17 protein-coding genes are annotated in these 16,438 nt (G+C 50.6%); all 17 read right to left on the reverse strand.

Annotated features, from left to right (window positions below; genetic code table 11):
- Nucleotides 1-346: 346 nt before the first annotated feature.
- Nucleotides 347-700 (reverse strand): hypothetical protein, encoded by a 354-nt coding sequence (locus HII27_RS18170; RefSeq protein ID WP_161496783.1) that lies wholly within the window; start codon nt 698-700, stop codon nt 347-349.
- 5 nt (nt 701-705) lie between these two features.
- Nucleotides 706-1,371, reverse strand: a complete 666-nt coding sequence (locus HII27_RS18175; protein ID WP_022649960.1) for a division plane positioning ATPase MipZ — start codon at nt 1,369-1,371, stop codon at nt 706-708.
- Nucleotides 1,372-1,525: 154 nt separating this feature from the next.
- Nucleotides 1,526-2,275, reverse strand: coding sequence for a hypothetical protein (locus HII27_RS18180; RefSeq protein WP_223883245.1), 750 nt, complete (start codon nt 2,273-2,275; stop codon nt 1,526-1,528).
- Nucleotides 2,260-2,682, reverse strand: coding sequence for a hypothetical protein (locus HII27_RS18185; protein ID WP_101700947.1), 423 nt, complete (start codon nt 2,680-2,682; stop codon nt 2,260-2,262). Before HII27_RS18185 ends, HII27_RS18180 begins: the two co-directional genes overlap by 16 nt.
- A gap of 348 nt (nt 2,683-3,030) precedes the next feature.
- Nucleotides 3,031-3,282, reverse strand: coding sequence for a hypothetical protein (locus HII27_RS18190; protein ID WP_185669174.1), 252 nt, complete (start codon nt 3,280-3,282; stop codon nt 3,031-3,033).
- A gap of 1 nt (nt 3,283) precedes the next feature.
- Nucleotides 3,284-3,976: an endolysin gene (locus HII27_RS18195; protein ID WP_016051634.1), complete on the reverse strand. Its 693-nt coding sequence runs from the start codon at nt 3,974-3,976 to the stop codon at nt 3,284-3,286.
- 12 nt (nt 3,977-3,988) lie between these two features.
- The gene (locus tag HII27_RS18200; RefSeq protein ID WP_016051633.1) at nt 3,989-4,312 is read right to left on the reverse strand and encodes a hypothetical protein; all 324 of its coding nucleotides are present in this window, start codon (nt 4,310-4,312) and stop codon (nt 3,989-3,991) included.
- Nucleotides 4,313-4,404: 92 nt separating this feature from the next.
- Nucleotides 4,405-4,638: a phage exclusion lipoprotein Cor gene (cor, locus tag HII27_RS18205; protein ID WP_016051632.1), complete on the reverse strand. Its 234-nt coding sequence runs from the start codon at nt 4,636-4,638 to the stop codon at nt 4,405-4,407.
- An 11-nt stretch (nt 4,639-4,649) separates the two neighbouring features.
- Nucleotides 4,650-5,216, reverse strand: a complete 567-nt coding sequence (locus tag HII27_RS18210; RefSeq protein WP_016051631.1) for a hypothetical protein — start codon at nt 5,214-5,216, stop codon at nt 4,650-4,652.
- A 41-nt stretch (nt 5,217-5,257) separates the two neighbouring features.
- Nucleotides 5,258-5,512: a hypothetical protein gene (locus HII27_RS18215; RefSeq protein ID WP_022649955.1), complete on the reverse strand. Its 255-nt coding sequence runs from the start codon at nt 5,510-5,512 to the stop codon at nt 5,258-5,260.
- Nucleotides 5,513-5,555: 43 nt separating this feature from the next.
- Nucleotides 5,556-6,092, reverse strand: coding sequence for a putative receptor-recognizing phage tail fiber adhesin (locus HII27_RS18220; protein WP_185669175.1), 537 nt, complete (start codon nt 6,090-6,092; stop codon nt 5,556-5,558).
- On the reverse strand, nt 6,092-9,646 hold the full coding sequence (locus HII27_RS18225; protein WP_185669176.1) for a tail fiber domain-containing protein: 3,555 nt from the start codon (nt 9,644-9,646) through the stop codon (nt 6,092-6,094). Before HII27_RS18225 ends, HII27_RS18220 begins: the two co-directional genes overlap by 1 nt.
- An 87-nt stretch (nt 9,647-9,733) precedes the next feature.
- Nucleotides 9,734-13,891, reverse strand: a complete 4,158-nt coding sequence (locus tag HII27_RS18230; RefSeq protein ID WP_185669177.1) for a phage tail tip fiber protein — start codon at nt 13,889-13,891, stop codon at nt 9,734-9,736.
- A gap of 18 nt (nt 13,892-13,909) precedes the next feature.
- Nucleotides 13,910-14,500, reverse strand: coding sequence for a tail assembly protein (locus tag HII27_RS18235; RefSeq protein WP_016051626.1), 591 nt, complete (start codon nt 14,498-14,500; stop codon nt 13,910-13,912).
- Nucleotides 14,488-15,285: a C40 family peptidase gene (locus HII27_RS18240; RefSeq protein WP_060455559.1), complete on the reverse strand. Its 798-nt coding sequence runs from the start codon at nt 15,283-15,285 to the stop codon at nt 14,488-14,490. Before HII27_RS18240 ends, HII27_RS18235 begins: the two co-directional genes overlap by 13 nt.
- Entirely contained in the window at nt 15,278-15,976 is a 699-nt protein-coding gene (locus tag HII27_RS18245; protein WP_060453984.1) for a phage minor tail protein L, read from the reverse strand. Before HII27_RS18245 ends, HII27_RS18240 begins: the two co-directional genes overlap by 8 nt.
- Before the next feature lie 89 nt (nt 15,977-16,065).
- Complete coding sequence (locus tag HII27_RS18250) at nt 16,066-16,401, reverse strand: phage tail protein (protein WP_045339239.1); 336 nt, start codon at nt 16,399-16,401, stop codon at nt 16,066-16,068.
- Between the last annotated feature and the right edge of the window lie 37 nt (nt 16,402-16,438).

Below are 16,438 nucleotides of genomic sequence, written 5' to 3' on the forward strand. Positions count from 1 at the left end.
GCTGAACAGGAGGGACAGCTGATAGAAACAGAAGCCACTGGAGCACCTCAAAAACACCATCATACACTAAATCAGTAAGTTGGCAGCATCACCTACAGTCTATTTCATATAATGGTAAAAGTGGCGACGATCTTAAATTTATTTATTCCGAAAGCTACCCAGGCTTAGATGAGACTAAGACCGAGTTTTCTGTGCCTCTTTCCGACGCGAAAACAAGAGTTGAATATAGAAATCTGGCATTCAAGGTTGTTGATATGGATGGCACTACAATCCGCTACCACGTTTTACCATCCGGCAATAAATAAACCACTTTAATAAAATAAAGGCGCCGTTTGGCGCCTTATTCTTAGCCTTTCTTCATCAGCTCACGCTTGATTTCATCGGTGCGCATCGTGACGTCGGCAGCGGTGATCGCCTCGTTCAGTTTCACGATGTCCTCGATTTCCTGCGGCGACTTCTCTGCCAGATGGAAAATGGCTGCACGAATCACGTCAGAACGGGTGAACTTCTCGAAACGAGGGATGAACTTCATCATCTCCAGCAGATCGAAGTACTCGTCTTCCAGCGACATTGTGCGGCTCTTAATTTTCTCTTTCCCACGAGTCGGACGCCCCTGCGGTCTGACTGGCTGGCGCATTGGGGTGCTGCTTTTTGGCTGCTCTTCCGGCTCTTTGCGCTTTGCAAGGTCTCCCATTCTCATGGACATTATTCTTCCTCCAGACTCATGATGTAATCTACAAACTCTTCGAACTCGGCTTCTGCCTTCTTATCGCGTTCGGCGCCAGTCATTTCAAAGATAGAACGACCTGCCTCTTCCGCGTCGTCATAAACGTTACGGTTGTACAGGTTAACCGGCGCAGCCTCGATGCCAAATGTCTCGACAATTTCTTTCGCCGCCAGAATACGTGATGCCTGGGAAGGCAGTGACGGACACTGGTTCACTACCGCGCGGATCTTCACTGTCTCGTTCACATTGCGAACGTTGTCGATGATCGGGTCGATATCACGCAGAGATTTCAAATCACGACGTTTAGGACGCAGCGGGATGATAATCACGTCAGCCATAAGCATCGCCAGACGCTGAATTTCGGAGTCAAAGCCACCAGCATCTACCACTACATAATCGGTGCGCCCCTGAAGCGATTTAAGATGTTTGACGATATCATCCTGAACATATGCGAAGGGAATCAGCTCAAGATCATCATTCTGGCGACGGTCTTCACACCAGCTCGTCGTGGTACGCTGGATATCGATATCGGTGACGTGAACCTTCTTTTTCTTTTTAACTTTGAGGCATACCGCAATTTGCTGGGCAACGGTAGATTTGCCTGGGCCGCCTTTTGTGCCGCCAACCACAATGATCTTGGTCATTGGTGAGTTCCCTTTGCGTGAATTATTGTCGTATGAAACAACTTGTTTTCTTATATGTGATATAGCCTAAATGCCTACGGCTGCGGTGTAAAGGTTAAATGATAGGTACTTGGGGAATGTGGAGCGTGGGATCAAAAAACCCGCCGTAGCGGGTTTATGGGAGAGAGATGATGTTGACGATGTGCGTACAAGAGCCTTTATCAAGTCGCAGCTCGCGGTCTCCCCACTCGTCTGTTACGCGACTTAAAGGCAAACTGCCAATATCCCACGGCAGGAAGCCGGTGGTAGAACCCTTTGCCTTGTCGCCGAGCTGGTCAAGACAACATTTTTTCACGGTATCGTAGATCATAACCTCGCCATATCTCCGCATAGTACCTGACCACATGGACGCACCCAGAATGGTTTGCAAATTGTCGCAAACGAGGTGGCGGTATTTGTCCAGTATGAAGCGATATGCTGTAGAGCCTATGCGGGCTGAGTCAAAAGGCGGTTCGAGATAAGCGCCTTTGATTTGCTTACCGAGGTATTCATTCCCATCGACGCCAATAAACGAAAAATCGTTATAGGCAAACCGACCCACAACCTTCAGCTCTTCTGGGCTAAGAGTCGCATCCACGATCTCAATTTTGATGATGTGTTCGGCAGCCTCAAACGCACTCATCCCCTCGTCATCCATAACCCGCGTGATTTCGTCAAATTGATAATCTGAGTTATAGGAGGGCAAAAGATACACAACGAGAAAGTTGTCGAACTCGCCTTTATCGGCACGCATCTCCACCAGACGAACAACATCGCCTTCTGGTGTCGCGAAATGAAAGGTCTCTAAAATAGTATAGCCGCCCATAGAGAGCGGCATTTTGTTCAACTGCTTGTTGTAGCGTTCATCAATTAAAGAAGGTGCCATTGTTCTTTTTTGCGTTCTGGTAAAACGCTTTCCTTGAGGTCGTTGAACTTATTCTTCATGAATTGTACAACGGCTTTCTCAATTTTTGGAACAATGGATTCTTTAACATCAACAATTTCGGGGTACTGTTCCTGCGGCTTGAGGACAAAGCGCAATTTGTTATTGCGCACAACGACCTCTGCCAACGGAGTTACAGTTGAGGTGCTGTTGGAGATGTTCTCTGCGCGAGCAACATCACTTTTGAATGTGACAATGAAGTGCTGGCGGTCTGCTGTTTCGCGACATAACATGCGGCGCACTTCCACTGAGTCTTCACTGTTGTGAAAACGCATAGGGAAGCTATCGACTACCGCAGTGTTCGTGCGGATCGTTTGCATAGTACGTGTTTTGTCATGATAGTTGAGCATGTTTCCACCTTAGCCGTTAAGACATTGATGTCGTGCGGCGACCCCATCGGGGTTTAGAGGCTACGAGAATGCAGCGCTTCTTTGAAATAATGTATGAATGTCTTGACACTCGTTGATTAAATCTACATCAGTCACAAACTAATTGCAACCTGACCAATCCCCAAAACCCCGCTAATCACGGGCGCTTACGCGCTTTCGTCTGCTTTTTTGCCGCTCCATTGGCACAAACGCTCGCCCACCATATTGTGAGTCAAGATCTGCCGCTCTGTCTCTTCGGTCATTAAATCCTCATTACTCACATAGATAGGGTTGGCTGTATCGCAGAAGAGCACGCCGGAAGTCTGTGTCTTAATCACGCACCCACTTACCATGCAGCTCACGATGAACAGCAGAAGAGCCTTTCCGCCGCACTTCATTAAATGTCTCATTTTTGACGTCCACTGTACTTTGAAGCCTTTTCCTGTCTTCCTGCCTTGCCTTCTCTTCGATCGCTTGCCGAGCCGCACGACCACCCATCGCATAAGCACCGACAAGCACGAAAAGAACGGCAGCCAGGGTAATCAGAGCAATTTTCAACTTCGAAACCAGGCTGCCGAACATTTTAAACCATCCCTTTCTGGTGTTTGCGTACCTGAGACCAGGCAATAAAGCCGGCCACAATGATGGTGGCTACGCCAAAAATGATACGAACCGTATCACCGCTGGTGATATGACCTTGTGCCTTATCCATCGCCACAGACACTTGGGGCATTACGTCGGCCAGCTGCGCCAGCCCAATACCTGCCGTGACAGTTGCGCCAGCCGTTTCTTTGGTCACAGGAACCGCTTTAACCGTCTTGATCGGCTTAACGACGCCAGCGCGACGCAGACCTTCCTCAATAACTTCTGCCGCATACCAGGTGTTTGGCGTTTTCAGTGGGCCACGGCCGTTCTCGTGCCGAATGATCGCCTCTACCAGCGGACGCAGAGTGTCGTAGTCGTGTAGATCGATGATCATGTCCGGGGTGACACCAACGGCTTTAGATACCTCGTTCACGTAGGCACTGGTGTTGTTTTCGTTTGGCGGCGCCCAGCGCTCGATGACCTCGCGAATGGTATCGATGCTTGAGCCGTCCTTCGCCCGGCGCTTGTCGTGGTAAGTGATGAGCGTTACCGCCAGCGCTCGAATCCCCCATACAGGATCTTTGAACGTGCAGAAACGTGGTTCGGAAGGGTTGCTAATAAGCCCCTGCCACGGCGACCCCTTATCGAGATTGCCTGGGTTGTTGTTACGAATACCTCTTGGAGTTTTCATCCTTGATCTCCTTTATTGCAGTCCATTCTTGACGCCGTAGGCGGCTAACCCCAGCAGCAGCGCGGTAATCAGGAACGACGTAATCTTTGAGATAATGCCGCCAAAGAACCCGCTGGAGATGGTGTCGAGCCGGTTAAGAAGTTTGTCCAGGTTGGAGTGCTGAATGCTGTGTTGTGCAGGCGTCATATCGCCAAAGTAGGTTTTGAGCTGGTCATTGACCTCCTGGCCAATTTCTTCACGCAACTCCTTACCTAATTTGCCAACGACTTCACGCGCAACGATTGCGGCAATGCGTTCAACCTGCTCAGGCGTTACGCCTGCCATCTCGTTCGACATGATTTCCTCCATGAAAAGTCAAATCGGGATGGCAGTTTTATATCACAATATAACTGTATTTTGTAGGTAAGCACTTACCTACAAAATGAGTTTTAAATTTTTGGGCATGAGCTTAGTGAGGTGAAAGCACCAGAGCCGACCCAACGCCAGTTAAAGACACTACCTGCACGGTATAATGTGTAATGCCCTTCTTTCTTAATCGCATAGATTGGCACACCAGTGTCAACGCCGCCTACCATTGCTCGCCCATAGCAAACCGGCTCTGGTAGTTTCTGGCACGCAGTCAAAGTTAAAGCCATACCTAAAATTAATATCATCTTTTTCATTCTATTCTCCGTTATCCGTAGAGGTTTCTGTTCAAAACTGGAACTCGGTTATTGATAGCTAATGTAGCCCCACCGTTAATTTCATTAACGAGAATCGAACTCACGGTGTTCCCATAACATGTGTAACCGTATACTAGGGTCTTCGCACCACCCGGCATCGGTATGGCGAATGCGTTAGCATATGTAGGCACAATAGCTACTGGATAATCAAAGTTGTGTTTATCTCCGCTGTTCCAGCTCTTATTATCAAGAAACGTAAATGACAATGGAATATTTGCCGTGTTATAGATCTCCACTCCCGATGAATTAAAGAAACTCATCCCCCACTTCTCTTTTTTTGAAATGCCAGTTGCGAACACATACACCGTTACACTGGAGTCGCTGCCTACCCCGCCGAAGCTGTAAATAACCTGGTTATTGCGAACTAATCGGCTTGCCAGTAGCGATACTGCCTTTGAATAAGCAACGAAAACAATAGGCGACCGATCTGGAGACAGGCCAGTATTGAACTCACTTCCGCCTCGCAACGACACCACATGCTTACTTTGGAACACCATCGGGGTAAGACTTGGAGACATCCAGACCTTCCCATCAGAACGAACAATTTTGCTTCCGTACATTATTTCTGAAACACCAATATATAAATTGTACCGCGAGCATCAGACCAGTTAATCGAGTTGCCCGATACCGAAACACTTCCAATATATCCATTGATTGTTTCCATTATGTAGTAATCAATTGACATACCTGGCTCAATTGCATAACTTCTGCTGCCACTACCTGTCGGTAGAAAATAATCCAGATAATAAATTGGCGCTAATGCGTCAACCATTTCCTGACGGCTAGGCGACCAGATTTTTGCTCCATAACTCATTATTTTCCCTCCGTGAAAAGAGGCACTAACGTACCTCTTAAAATCAGACTCTGGAGACGGTAAACGTCGCTCCTACCTGATTGAAAAACCAGTTTTGTGCAGTTAATGCGTAATAAGTCCGCACCCCATTCAGGTACATATAATTGACAAACGACAGCACAGTACCATTAAGAGATAGATTAAAGTTTTGTGCAGGCCCATTAACCAATCCCAAATAGAGATTTTGATAACCGCTTGGTTGATAAAAATGTCGGATTTCACAACCAAACAAGCTACCGCTTAGAGAACCAGTAGGGCGCACGGTTAGAACGTTACTGAGTACATTCTGGATACTGCCTGTAGCGGTTGCAAAACCGGTGTAGTTAGTGGACACAATGACCCACTGCATGTTTGTTACCTGCACGCGGGCATCATAAGTACTGCGTCCAGTTGTGATGGTAAAGTCGGCAGTAGATTTACCAACCAAGCCACTCATCCAGAACGGTGTGCCGACCTTAACAGCCGAGCCAGCGGCGGACATCCACCGCTGACCAGTTGTTGCGACGGCTGACGACCCGACCCATCCGGAGCCAATAGCCATCAATTACCTCCCTTTAAAACAGACATTTCTCCACGGAGTTCGCGCACTTCTTCACGTAACTCCTTCACAGCCTCGACCAACATGCCGATCACACCGTTATAGTTCAGACGTAAACGCGCTTGGCCGGACTGATCATTGTGGTCGACAGTTACCAGCTCAGGCTGGACCTTCTGAACGTCCTGCGCGATAAGCCCGCCAGACTGTTCGTAACGGTCATAGACCTGAATTTCATATAGAACGCCTTCAATCCGCTCTAACTTGTCGAGCGCCCGTTCAATCTTGCGAATATTACGTTTGCTACGACGGTCAGAGCGGATATAAACGTCGTTAAAACTACCATTGCCACCGCAATACCACACGCCATCGTTCTGCAGAAAAGCCTGTGCATCCGTTCCGTTAGCAGTACGCGATTTGTTAATCATGTAGAACCCGAACTGCGAGTTCCCCAACCCACCGACCATAAAGTAACGATCGGCGTGCTCCTGACGAACAATTGCTGATGCGGAGGAGGTATTTACAGCGGAGCTGTTTGAAAGCGCAGCGTTAGTCCTCATGTCGATCCACGATGTGCTCGACGTCGGGATTCGGATATTTCCGCTCGTGACATCCACCCCTCCCCCAACGCTCAAGCCATTCCCCATTGAAACTGCACCGCTTGCGTTTGCAATAGTAATCGGTCGTAAAGCATTCCAACTTCCAAGCGGATCTCCAGATGCGGTCAAAAGGAAATAGGTGTTCCCCCCATCATTTCTGATAAAGAAACCATAGTTGCCATATGCCGCGCGGTAGGCGTTGGCCGATCTGGAAATGATATCCCCTGCTGCAGTCAGACCACCTGAAAGCGTGCCACCGGACAAAGGCAAAGCCCCCACATCTGCGGCGCTCGGCTTGTTGAGTGTGGTGTAGAGCTGTGCCCACGCCGACCAATTTGCATCACTAGCATCACGGCGAGAACGAACGTAAACTGGCGCATGAGTACCGCTCGTTCCGCTCCAGCCAATCAATAGTTCACCTTCACCTGAAGACGCCGCACCTTTAAGATGAATGACGTTGCCATAAGTCGTTGGGTAATTGTTGCTGTAGGCTTCATACATTTGTATGCCGGGCATTGCCCCCTGGGAGTTAGCTTCCAGCGCTGCGACTCTCCCGCGTGACACAAGTGTGGGAATGGAGATATTTGCTGACCCGTCAAAAGACACGTTATTAATCGTTCTTGGGGTCTGTAGCTTAGTCGCTGTTGCTGCATTGCCTGTTGTACTCTGATTACCCGCAGTATTTACGCCCGGCAAATTGATATCAGTTGACCCATCAAAAGAAACTCCGCCAATTTTTCGCGCTGTTTGCAGTTTTGTCGCCGTACCAGCATTGCCCGTAGTGCTCTGATTGCCTGCTGTGTTTACGCCAGGTAAGTTGATATCGGCTGACCCATCAAAAGAAACCCCACCAATTTTTCGGGCCGCCTGCAGCTTCGTCGCTGTGGCTGCATTACCGGAAGTATTCTGATTACCCGATGTATTTACGCCTGGTAGATTGATATCTGCGGAGCCATCGAAAGACACACCTCCGATACTACGAGCGATCTGGAGCTTGCTCGCCGTTGCAGCGTTACCGGAAGTACTCTGGTTGCCCTGAGCATTCACCCCCGGAAGCACGATATCTTTGCTGCCATCGAACAATACGCCACCGATGCTGCGAGCGGTCTGCAGTACAGTCGCTGAACTTGCGTTACCCATGAGCGATCCGGTAATAGAGCCATCTGCATCGGAAAGCACACGATGATAAACAACTCCCACAACGGCGTTTTCCGGTAGCGTATCCAGAACCTCAAAAACTTCCAGGGTCTCTACCGCTGCGCCAGAGAACTGAAGGTTAACAATCAGCTTCTGAGCACCCGCACCGGCATTCAGATAGATATCGTAGTTGTCCTCATCGGTGTTCACAGTGGCTACGTTCTGCACGGCAGAATCCATTGTGCGATAGGTAACTACATTCAGGCCACGCGGATCGCCACTAGCTGTTCGAAGCACTATGTCGGCCATTGCCGCCTGATAAGGGCTGTTGACTTCATATCCCGCACCGCCAATGATCTCGATATAAACGGTGCTGGTCGACTGCGGCATACGTGCGCGCGAAATCTTCACCCATTTAGGCGAATCGGTAGTTAGGTCCATCTCTGCGGAAGTCCCTTTCCACTTCACGCTCGCTACACTTGATTGGGCATTCTGAGCATACTCATACGCCTTATCCTCAGACTCTTTCGCTTTTGTTTGGGATATTTTTGCTTCACCCGCGGAGGTTGACGCCTCGGTTGCCTTCTTCGATGCGAGCACAGCGGACTCAGCCGCCTCATTCGCTTTGACTTCTATCCCAGCCAGAGAATCTGCCGCTGTTGTTGCCGACGCAGCTGCACTCGTCTCTGACTTCTTAGCTTCACCTGCGCTCAATGCAGCGGCTTCTTTGCTGGCTAACGCAGCATCAGCGTATTCGCCAGATGCCGAAGCACTATTAGCCGCAGCCTCGGCACTCAGACCTGCGGCAGATTCACTCTCAGCAGCAGCCTTCTGCGATGCGTCGGCGTTGGTTTCTGAAACTTTGGCCGCAGCAGCACTGGCCACCGACTCCCCGGCGCTCGAAGCAGCATGAGTTTCTGACTCCTTAGCCGCATTTTTCGAGGCCAGCGCATCAGCTGCACTACCAGCGGCGGCCTGCTCTGAGGCAGAGGCATTGGTTTCAGAGGTTTTTGCAGCAGCAGCAGAGTCAGACGCAGCAGACGCTGAAGCAGAGGCTTCGGATGCACTGGTCGCAGCCTGAGCTTCAGATGCTTTAGCCGCATCTTTGGATGCCGCGGCACTCGTGGCTGATTCACCAGCTTCAGTCGCTTTGGCAGACGCTGTCGCGGCAGACGCAGCAGCATCGACCTTGAGGCTTTCAGCATTGGTTTCAGACGTTTTGGCAGCGGATGCACTTACACCGGCAGCGCTTTCTGATGCAGCTGCGGCGGTAGCACTCTGGCTTGCTTCGGTGGCTTTGGTCGTCGCTGTATTGGCGCTTTCCGCAGCGGCCGCAGCACTGGCAGCGGCTGCTTTGGCCTTTTCACCAGCGGCATCGATAGCGTCGGTATTGTCTTTGTACCATTGCTGATTGGCATTGTGCTCATTGACGATCTGCGTCAGCGACTTCACGGTCACTTCCGTACCGTCTTCACGCTCAAGCGTGACCTCATCAACAGCTGTCAACCAGCTGCGCATCGTCTTCGAGTCGGCTGACATACGGGTCATTAGCGCGGTAAAACGTGCGCTGAACTGCGTTAAATCGCCCTCATAGGTTGTAATGATGCGGCACGGAACTTCCGTCTGGGTTTCGCCTGAATACGGCTCCACCAGCAGCAGGATGGTGTCATTGAGTACGCGCTTAATTTCGTGCAGTTTGTTATCAGGGCCAATGACAATCATGCCCGGCAGCACACCATTCACGGTAACGTTCCAGAACGTACCGGTGCCGGTGAGTGTGTCACTCCCCTGTGTAAATGTGATAGTACCTTCCCTGTACCACATATTCGCTCCTTGATAAGACGGGCATCCTCGCCCGTCATTAAGTAAGTACCTACTTATTTTTACCGATATGAAGAAATATTTCTACTGTCAAAGAAGCCCAATCCTCACCCGGAGAACGTTGTTGTCGTCATAGACATCGATACGCTGGCCGTTGATGACCAGACGACCGTTACCGCCACTATTGCCGTTGATCTCCAGCACGCCATTTTTCCCAAAGCGCCATCCTGAACGGCCAGAGATAAAGTTGGTGGACTGTAGGTCGCCAACTTTGGCGTTGGTGATTGTTCCATCCTTGATAAAAGCGCCGTTCATGTAAGCAACGCTGTTTTCGACCACAAACGGTGTGGTGATTTTCCCGTTAACCGAGTTCACAAGACCAAAGCGGTCTGCTTGAACAAGGAACTGAGAAAGACCTGTGCTATCAATGCCCAGCGCGATACCGGCAACATATTTCTGGCCACCGCTCGTGGAGGTCTCCATTTTAAGCGTCCACGCTGTCGAAACCTTTTTGTTGGTATCGGCAATTGCCTGGGCCTGCTGCTGGATAGTGGCCGAGTTGCCATCTACTTCAGCCTTAATCGTATCAATACGACCACCTAGTGCTTTATCGGCTTCCGCGCGTGCGGTTGCTTCAGAAGTAATAGCGGCACTGATATCTTTTCCTGTCTGAGCCTGCAAATTGGTGATTTGCCCTGCCAGCGCAGAGTCGGCATCGGTTCTGGCTTTCGTTTCTTCCGCAACAGCCGCCTTAATGTCGGCACCTGTTTGGGCCTTTAGTGTTGTGATTTGTTGTGCCAACGATTCGTCGGCGGTCGCTCTTGCAATCTGCTCTTCGGCTAGCGCCGCGCTGATATCTCCCTCAACCTTCGCTTGCAATGTTGTGATCTGCTTCGACAACGACTCATCCGCCGTTGCACGAGCCTCTTGTTCGGTCACAATTGCCGCAGCGATATCGTCGTTAATCTGAGCTTCAAGCTTGGTTATTTGGGTCGCAATAGCCTTATCAGCCTCAACACGAGCCGTCGTTTCTTCAGTGATAGAAGCGCGAATATCTTCACCAATTTCTGCGCGGATCTCTTCCACTTTCGAGGCCATTGCAGACATATCGTCGGCAAACGTCTTCTGAGTGGTTGCGATCTTCGCGTTATTGACCATCTGCTTGTGCTGGTCTTCATCCTGACGCAGAGCGAGATCGATATTGGTTTTGGCCAATGCCTCAATATTGGTGGTTACTTCCGCGCTGGCTCGCTCGACTTCGGCCACAGTTTTCTTCATCTCTTCAACAGCAGCAACGCTATCGTCAACAGAAGACTTCATCGCCTCAATCTGTTTGGCGTTCGCCATATCGCCTTCTACTCGGGCCTCACGTTCTTCGGCAATCAATGCAGAAGCATTATCGAGTGCTGCATGAGCTGCTTCGACCGCGCCAGCTACGGCTTTGCCCTGCTCGGATACAGTTTCCTGTAACTCAACTAAAGCCGCATTGGAATCTTCAACCTGTTGCAGAGCGTCATTGACCTTATCCAAAGTGCCGGACACTTCCGTTTTAAGCCCGTTTTGCGCTTCTTCTAGTCTCTGATCTGCCGCCGTCAACTTGTCATCGAGATCTTTGAGGCTTTCCTCCATCTGCTGATAGATAGAATCAACAGCCTCCTGAGAAACCTTAGAGTCGATTTCCTCAAGCAACTCCTGTCCCAACTCAGAAGATGTGATTTTCCCTGTCAGGAATGAGAGAACATCCTTTGTCATCGCCTCGGTACCCAAATTGGAGTTCGGCGGACTCAACATGCCTCTCTTATTTGCCGCGCGAACCCAATAGAACCACGTTTCGCTATCCCCCAAACCTGCATGGGTGAAAGTAGTACTGGCGGCCTCGGCAATCAGTTTTGCGGTGTCCAGGTCGTTGGTCTGTGACGCATACACGTTGATGTGGTCGAGATCGATTGAATCAGGGTTAACCCAATTCAGAATCACGTTGCGATAGTCACCCACGGCCGTCAACGCAGTCGGTGCGCCTGGCGGTGTCATCGTTCCCTGAACTTTATAGACTGTACTGATGATCTCAGTCTTTTTGCCGCTGAATGACACAGCATAAAGCTGGATATCATATTGGCCGTTCTCGGCAATATTGATGATTTCGTACTGCTCTTCAGTGACACGCGCGGACTGCCAGTTAGAAACGTTGTTCTCGTCCGAGCGACGCCAACTGATCCAATACTCAGCAGACTTACCTTCCCAGGTCGCAATAAGCTTGATGGAAAGGTTGCCTGGGCTGGAAATATACGTTCCTTCCGTCACCTGCAGGTTTGTCGGCTTCGAGTATGTTGGATCGAGAACGGTGTTGTTCTCCGGAATCAGCGTCGCCCCATTGTCTATCGCTTCGTACTTCGAAGGGTTATTCTGGACGACCGTCACATCGAAAGACCCTTGCGCATCACCCTGTGCAACGTTGATAACGCGTACTCGCATTGGCTCCAGGTCTGGTTCGGTGATAGTCCAGATGCCATTCATTACTGGCATTTCGCCGGATGCCAGAGACTTCGAGAACGTCACTTTAGTGATATTCTCCCCCGTCTCCAGAATGTCGCGTTCGACGATCTTGCCTTCCTGGTTCAAGATGCGAATGTAGCTGCCGCTTTTCTTCAACGATACTGGTGCGTCTAATGTGATGCTGTTCTTGTTAAAGGACATAATGCGACCGGAGTTGCGTTTGCCCGAACGGTACTTGTTCTGGATCAGCACGGTTTCACCTGGCATCAAGAACGAAGCATCAAGACCTGCAGTAAAGGTGATAACGTCAGACTCCATGCGAGCGGTATACAGCAACCACAAACCGACACGATGCGCCTGGCCACGGCTGGTACAACCGAACGCAACCACTTCGGTTTTGCGCTCGCCATAACGACGCATCGCCTCCTGGTCTTCGACGTACTCGATGTTCTGTTTGTAGCCGTCTTCTTTGTTGTTGTAGGTGACAAGGGCAACGGAAGGACGATCTTTGCGAGCTGAACCTTTATAGCTGAACAGGCCATCTTTGACGTTTGCGTTGGTAAACATCATGACCGGGTCTGACGGGCTGTCCTGCATGACGTTGACCATTCCACCAGCCCAGAAGACCATACCGCGGAAGGCGCCAGCGATATCCTGAATCAGTCGATAAGCATCCTGCCGGCTGGTTATCTGGGTGTTGATGGCGAAACGCTTCTCCTTGCCGCCGAAACCATCGTCGACCTCTTCGTCGCAATAGCGACCGATCTGATACATCTGTCCAAGATCAATCATGGACTCAGAGACAAACTGCCCAAGGCCATATCGGGCGTTGGTCAGAACGTCGAAGAGAATCCAGGCTGGGTTAGAAGAAGACAGCAGCTTAAACGTACCGTCCCAAACACCAACATAGGTATTGGTGTTCTCGTTGTAGTTTGACGGCACGCGGATTTTCAAACCACGCACCAGATACGAACGAGAAGGCATAGAGCTGCCGAACTGCTCTGAGTTAACCTTGAGTCCAACAAGCGCAGAGTTCGGATAGTTCATTGGCGTATCGACGATCTCACCGATGGAGTCCACCCACGTATCGTTATAGAGATACTGAGTTTTGCTGTCGTCGGTTAGGCGTATGACACGAACCTTATATGCGCGGCCAGGTTTCGGCAGTTTGAGTTCGTAGCTGCGATAGTAAACACCTGTCTTCTTCGCTGTCAGGGCAACTTCAACACTTTTCTCGCCTTCAGCAACTACATCAGCAAATGTTCCATCGCCATTGGCGATCTGAAACTTGTATTTGACTGTTGTGCCGTTGGTGTCACCCGATTTCTTATCCACGCTACGCAGAGAGGGAAATTTGAGGATGACGCGAACGCGGTCAGCTTCATCGTTATCGATGGAGACTGTCACCTCATGTGTCTTTTTCAGCTGAATGTTGATGGATTTGGGCGTTTCAACAAAATCGAAACCGTCCATCGGCGTCTGGTCTTGCGAGCCGTCACGAAAGTCCCAAGTAATACCGCTGTAGTTTGCAGAGCCGTCTTCATTGAGAATCGGCAGATCGTCGATGAAAATCGACTTTGCTCCGTTTACAAGACCGCCAATAACGCCTTCCCCGAGCAAGTCGAGGATAGACGCCATAGCACGCGAGTTAACGGTATCATCAGCTTCAACCGGCGTGCGGCTGGAGCTGCTGCTTTTCTTGCCGCCTGCACCTGCGATCAGGAGAGGCAGCCTTTTCTTCTTGAACTGTTCCATGTTCAAAAAAATCCCTTATTACATAAGCTGGTCGATGGTGATAGAAGAACTCACAACCTGCGAGCCAACCAAAATTTCCTCTCCATAGATGAGCTGCACCGGGTTTCCCTGGTTAGTGGTGTTCTGCGGCCCATCGAAATAGAACGAGTCAGAGTTATCCGCCTGCCTTACACTGTCGTTCGTCGCCTGTGGTGAAATGAGTTGCGCGACGCCGCCCATCATTAATGACAAACCGAGCGGAGCCAGGGCTGGAACCCAGATGGAGGCGACCATCAAAACAGCGCCCACCACCGTCTGAAACCAACCAAACGCAGAGCCGCCACTACCGCGAGGAACTGGCGTAATTCGGATCTTCGCGATGTTGTCGGACTGCCCCATCATCTGGTACTCACCTTCGTCGACCGACCATTTGTGGCCCTGCTTATTGGTGATCTGGATGTGGTATTTGTCGTAGGTTTTAAGGTTTCGCTTCATCCAGGCTTTGAATCCGGGGCGATTAGCCTCAATCAAATCCAGAGCCTGCTTGGTGTTGCGAACCTTCAAATGCCAGTGACGACCGAAGTGTTTGGCCATAGGGCCACCAAGTTGCACATGAACTAACTCAGACACGTCTCATCTCCCTTGAGTAAGTCTCTGTGACGCAGGTGGTGCGTCGTGTGTTTCTGGTACATGCCACCGTAATAAGCGCGACAACTCAGGCGGTCTATCTGGTGATGCAGGATCATGCCGTCTCCGATATACACCGCGCAGTGGTCAGGCATTTTTCCGTACTGGATGAAGAAGACATCGCCGCGCTGCGGTTCCGTCCCTGGCGCAAGACGCACAAGCCCTTCATTTCGATAGTTCTGGTCGAGAATGTCGTTGTCGCCCGTGTACCATGACGGGATATGCAGGTGCGCATTCGGATTCAGCTCAACACCAAACTCGCGTTTGAGATAGTCGCGGCAAAGCATCCAGCAGTCGAAGACACCGAACACATAGGGTCTCCCCAGATAAGGCATCTCAAAGCCGTCTGGGGTGATCACATTCATCTCACTGAAGTGAAATGGCGCATCGCCCTCGACGTTCTTGCGTACAGCCAGAATCAGCCACGGAACTTCCGTTGCCTCGCATCCGGCGCGATCGGCGTCTGACGCATCCGCTGATTCGTCAGTGTGGGAGTGCCAGATGGCAACCACGTCTCCCGCATCTTCCGCAGCGATAATGTCGTCAGCGTGCATAACAAACGTGTTTTCCGGGTACTCCGACACGTTCCGGGCTTCAATGAAGCGATATTTCTCGCCAGAGGTACGCACCAGAAAGCCACACGCTTCGTTCGGGTAGCGTTTGATGGCTGTCAGATAGATTTGTTGCATAACGTCCGAGCCAAGCTCAGGGAGCGCTTTATTACCCATAACGCGTTGCTCCGATGAACCCGCCAAAGTGGATTACGCCATTGGCAAAGTAGTTACGGCGAGCGTTGCATGAGTCGTAGCGTTTCGTGCAGTAATCCGCGCCTGACATGGTGGTTTGCTGGTTGTTTTTGTCGAAATATGGGCCGGTGTAGCCACACTCTGGGCCGCGGTATTTCCACGGGCAGGTGTTTTTGATGATCTGGCGGTACGGCAGCTGCACGCCCATCAGATCGAACACACTCGACAGCTCAAACTCGACGACCTCATGGGTTTCGAGAGTCTTCTGTTCGATGAACCACATCTCATCCGGGAAGTGCTGATTTGGATCTGCGGTTGGATTCCCGTCTTTGAAGTTGGCAGCGTCGAGAAAACGCGCCAGCGTCATCTTGCGGATGATGCGGCAACCCACCAGATCGTCGTTTGCCTGAACTTCAGCGGAGACAGTTCCTGCAAAGTTGGAGACCTGGATTTTTGGACGCGGCAAAGTACCCTGACCAGTCTTATCAAAGCCTGACGCTTTGATTGGCCACGGTTCGTAGGACACGCCCTGCCAAACGACTGGCTCCATCAGTTCGTTTGTGCCGGCGTGGAAAAACAGCTTGCCCCCAGAGGTGGTGTTCGACATATCAAGTTCGAACAGCTCAATGAGCGCGGAGGGCGACAAGCTCTGAATATCAGTTTTAATACCCATCGTTTCTTCCTTGAAATAAAGAGGCGCCAACATCCTGTCAGCGCCTATAGATAATAGTAAATAAGTGCTTACTTATCTAGTAGGTTAAATTATCCTTCATAAATTTGTCTGAAGGTCGCAGTGAGAACCTGATAGCCCTGGTAACGTTTGACTGTATGGCTGTCGCACACCACAACAATCTTTTTGCCACGAGGGTTCGTCCAGTAGAACGACTCAACGGCTGCGCGTGCCGTCAGAAAGTCATCGACAGCATTGATGACGTCGTAAGAGCGCGTAAATGTCAGGCTCCACTCTTCTTTGATGCGATTGAGACCTTTGGCCTGGCGCTGTTCGTAATCGTCACCGAAATTCAGAACCGTCACGTTAGGCTTCACGGTCTTTTCCGACTCGTAGTCGGGATACCAGTTAAAAGTCAGTCTTTCCATCTCACATCCTTGTGAGACTGCCCCTTCCGGGGCAGCC

The sequence above is a fragment of the Kluyvera sichuanensis genome (assembly GCF_014218705.1).
In the GTDB taxonomy this organism is placed as follows: domain Bacteria; phylum Pseudomonadota; class Gammaproteobacteria; order Enterobacterales; family Enterobacteriaceae; genus Kluyvera; species Kluyvera sichuanensis.

Bases quoted from the DNA above. Each gene is read 5' to 3' on its own strand.
- HII27_RS18190 (WP_185669174.1), bottom strand. From the start codon at position 3,282: ATGTTCGGCAGCCTGGTTTCGAAGTTGAAAATTGCTCTGATTACCCTG.
- HII27_RS18245 (WP_060453984.1), bottom strand. From the start codon at position 15,976: ATGGGTATTAAAACTGATATTCAGAGCTTGTCGCCCTCCGCGCTCATT.
- cor (WP_016051632.1), bottom strand. From the start codon at position 4,638: ATGAAAAAGATGATATTAATTTTAGGTATGGCTTTAACTTTGACTGCG.
- HII27_RS18225 (WP_185669176.1), bottom strand. From the start codon at position 9,646: ATGTGGTACAGGGAAGGTACTATCACATTTACACAGGGGAGTGACACA.
- HII27_RS18250 (WP_045339239.1), bottom strand. From the start codon at position 16,401: ATGGAAAGACTGACTTTTAACTGGTATCCCGACTACGAGTCGGAAAAG.
- HII27_RS18180 (WP_223883245.1), bottom strand. From the start codon at position 2,275: ATGGCACCTTCTTTAATTGATGAACGCTACAACAAGCAGTTGAACAAA.
- HII27_RS18200 (WP_016051633.1), bottom strand. From the start codon at position 4,312: ATGTCGAACGAGATGGCAGGCGTAACGCCTGAGCAGGTTGAACGCATT.
- HII27_RS18170 (WP_161496783.1), bottom strand. From the start codon at position 700: ATGAGAATGGGAGACCTTGCAAAGCGCAAAGAGCCGGAAGAGCAGCCA.
- HII27_RS18210 (WP_016051631.1), bottom strand. From the start codon at position 5,216: ATGTCTCCAAGTCTTACCCCGATGGTGTTCCAAAGTAAGCATGTGGTG.
- HII27_RS18240 (WP_060455559.1), bottom strand. From the start codon at position 15,285: ATGGGTAATAAAGCGCTCCCTGAGCTTGGCTCGGACGTTATGCAACAA.
- HII27_RS18230 (WP_185669177.1), bottom strand. From the start codon at position 13,891: ATGGAACAGTTCAAGAAGAAAAGGCTGCCTCTCCTGATCGCAGGTGCA.
- HII27_RS18175 (WP_022649960.1), bottom strand. From the start codon at position 1,371: ATGACCAAGATCATTGTGGTTGGCGGCACAAAAGGCGGCCCAGGCAAA.
- HII27_RS18185 (WP_101700947.1), bottom strand. From the start codon at position 2,682: ATGCTCAACTATCATGACAAAACACGTACTATGCAAACGATCCGCACG.
- HII27_RS18215 (WP_022649955.1), bottom strand. From the start codon at position 5,512: ATGAGTTATGGAGCAAAAATCTGGTCGCCTAGCCGTCAGGAAATGGTT.
- HII27_RS18220 (WP_185669175.1), bottom strand. From the start codon at position 6,092: ATGGCTATTGGCTCCGGATGGGTCGGGTCGTCAGCCGTCGCAACAACT.
- HII27_RS18195 (WP_016051634.1), bottom strand. From the start codon at position 3,976: ATGAAAACTCCAAGAGGTATTCGTAACAACAACCCAGGCAATCTCGAT.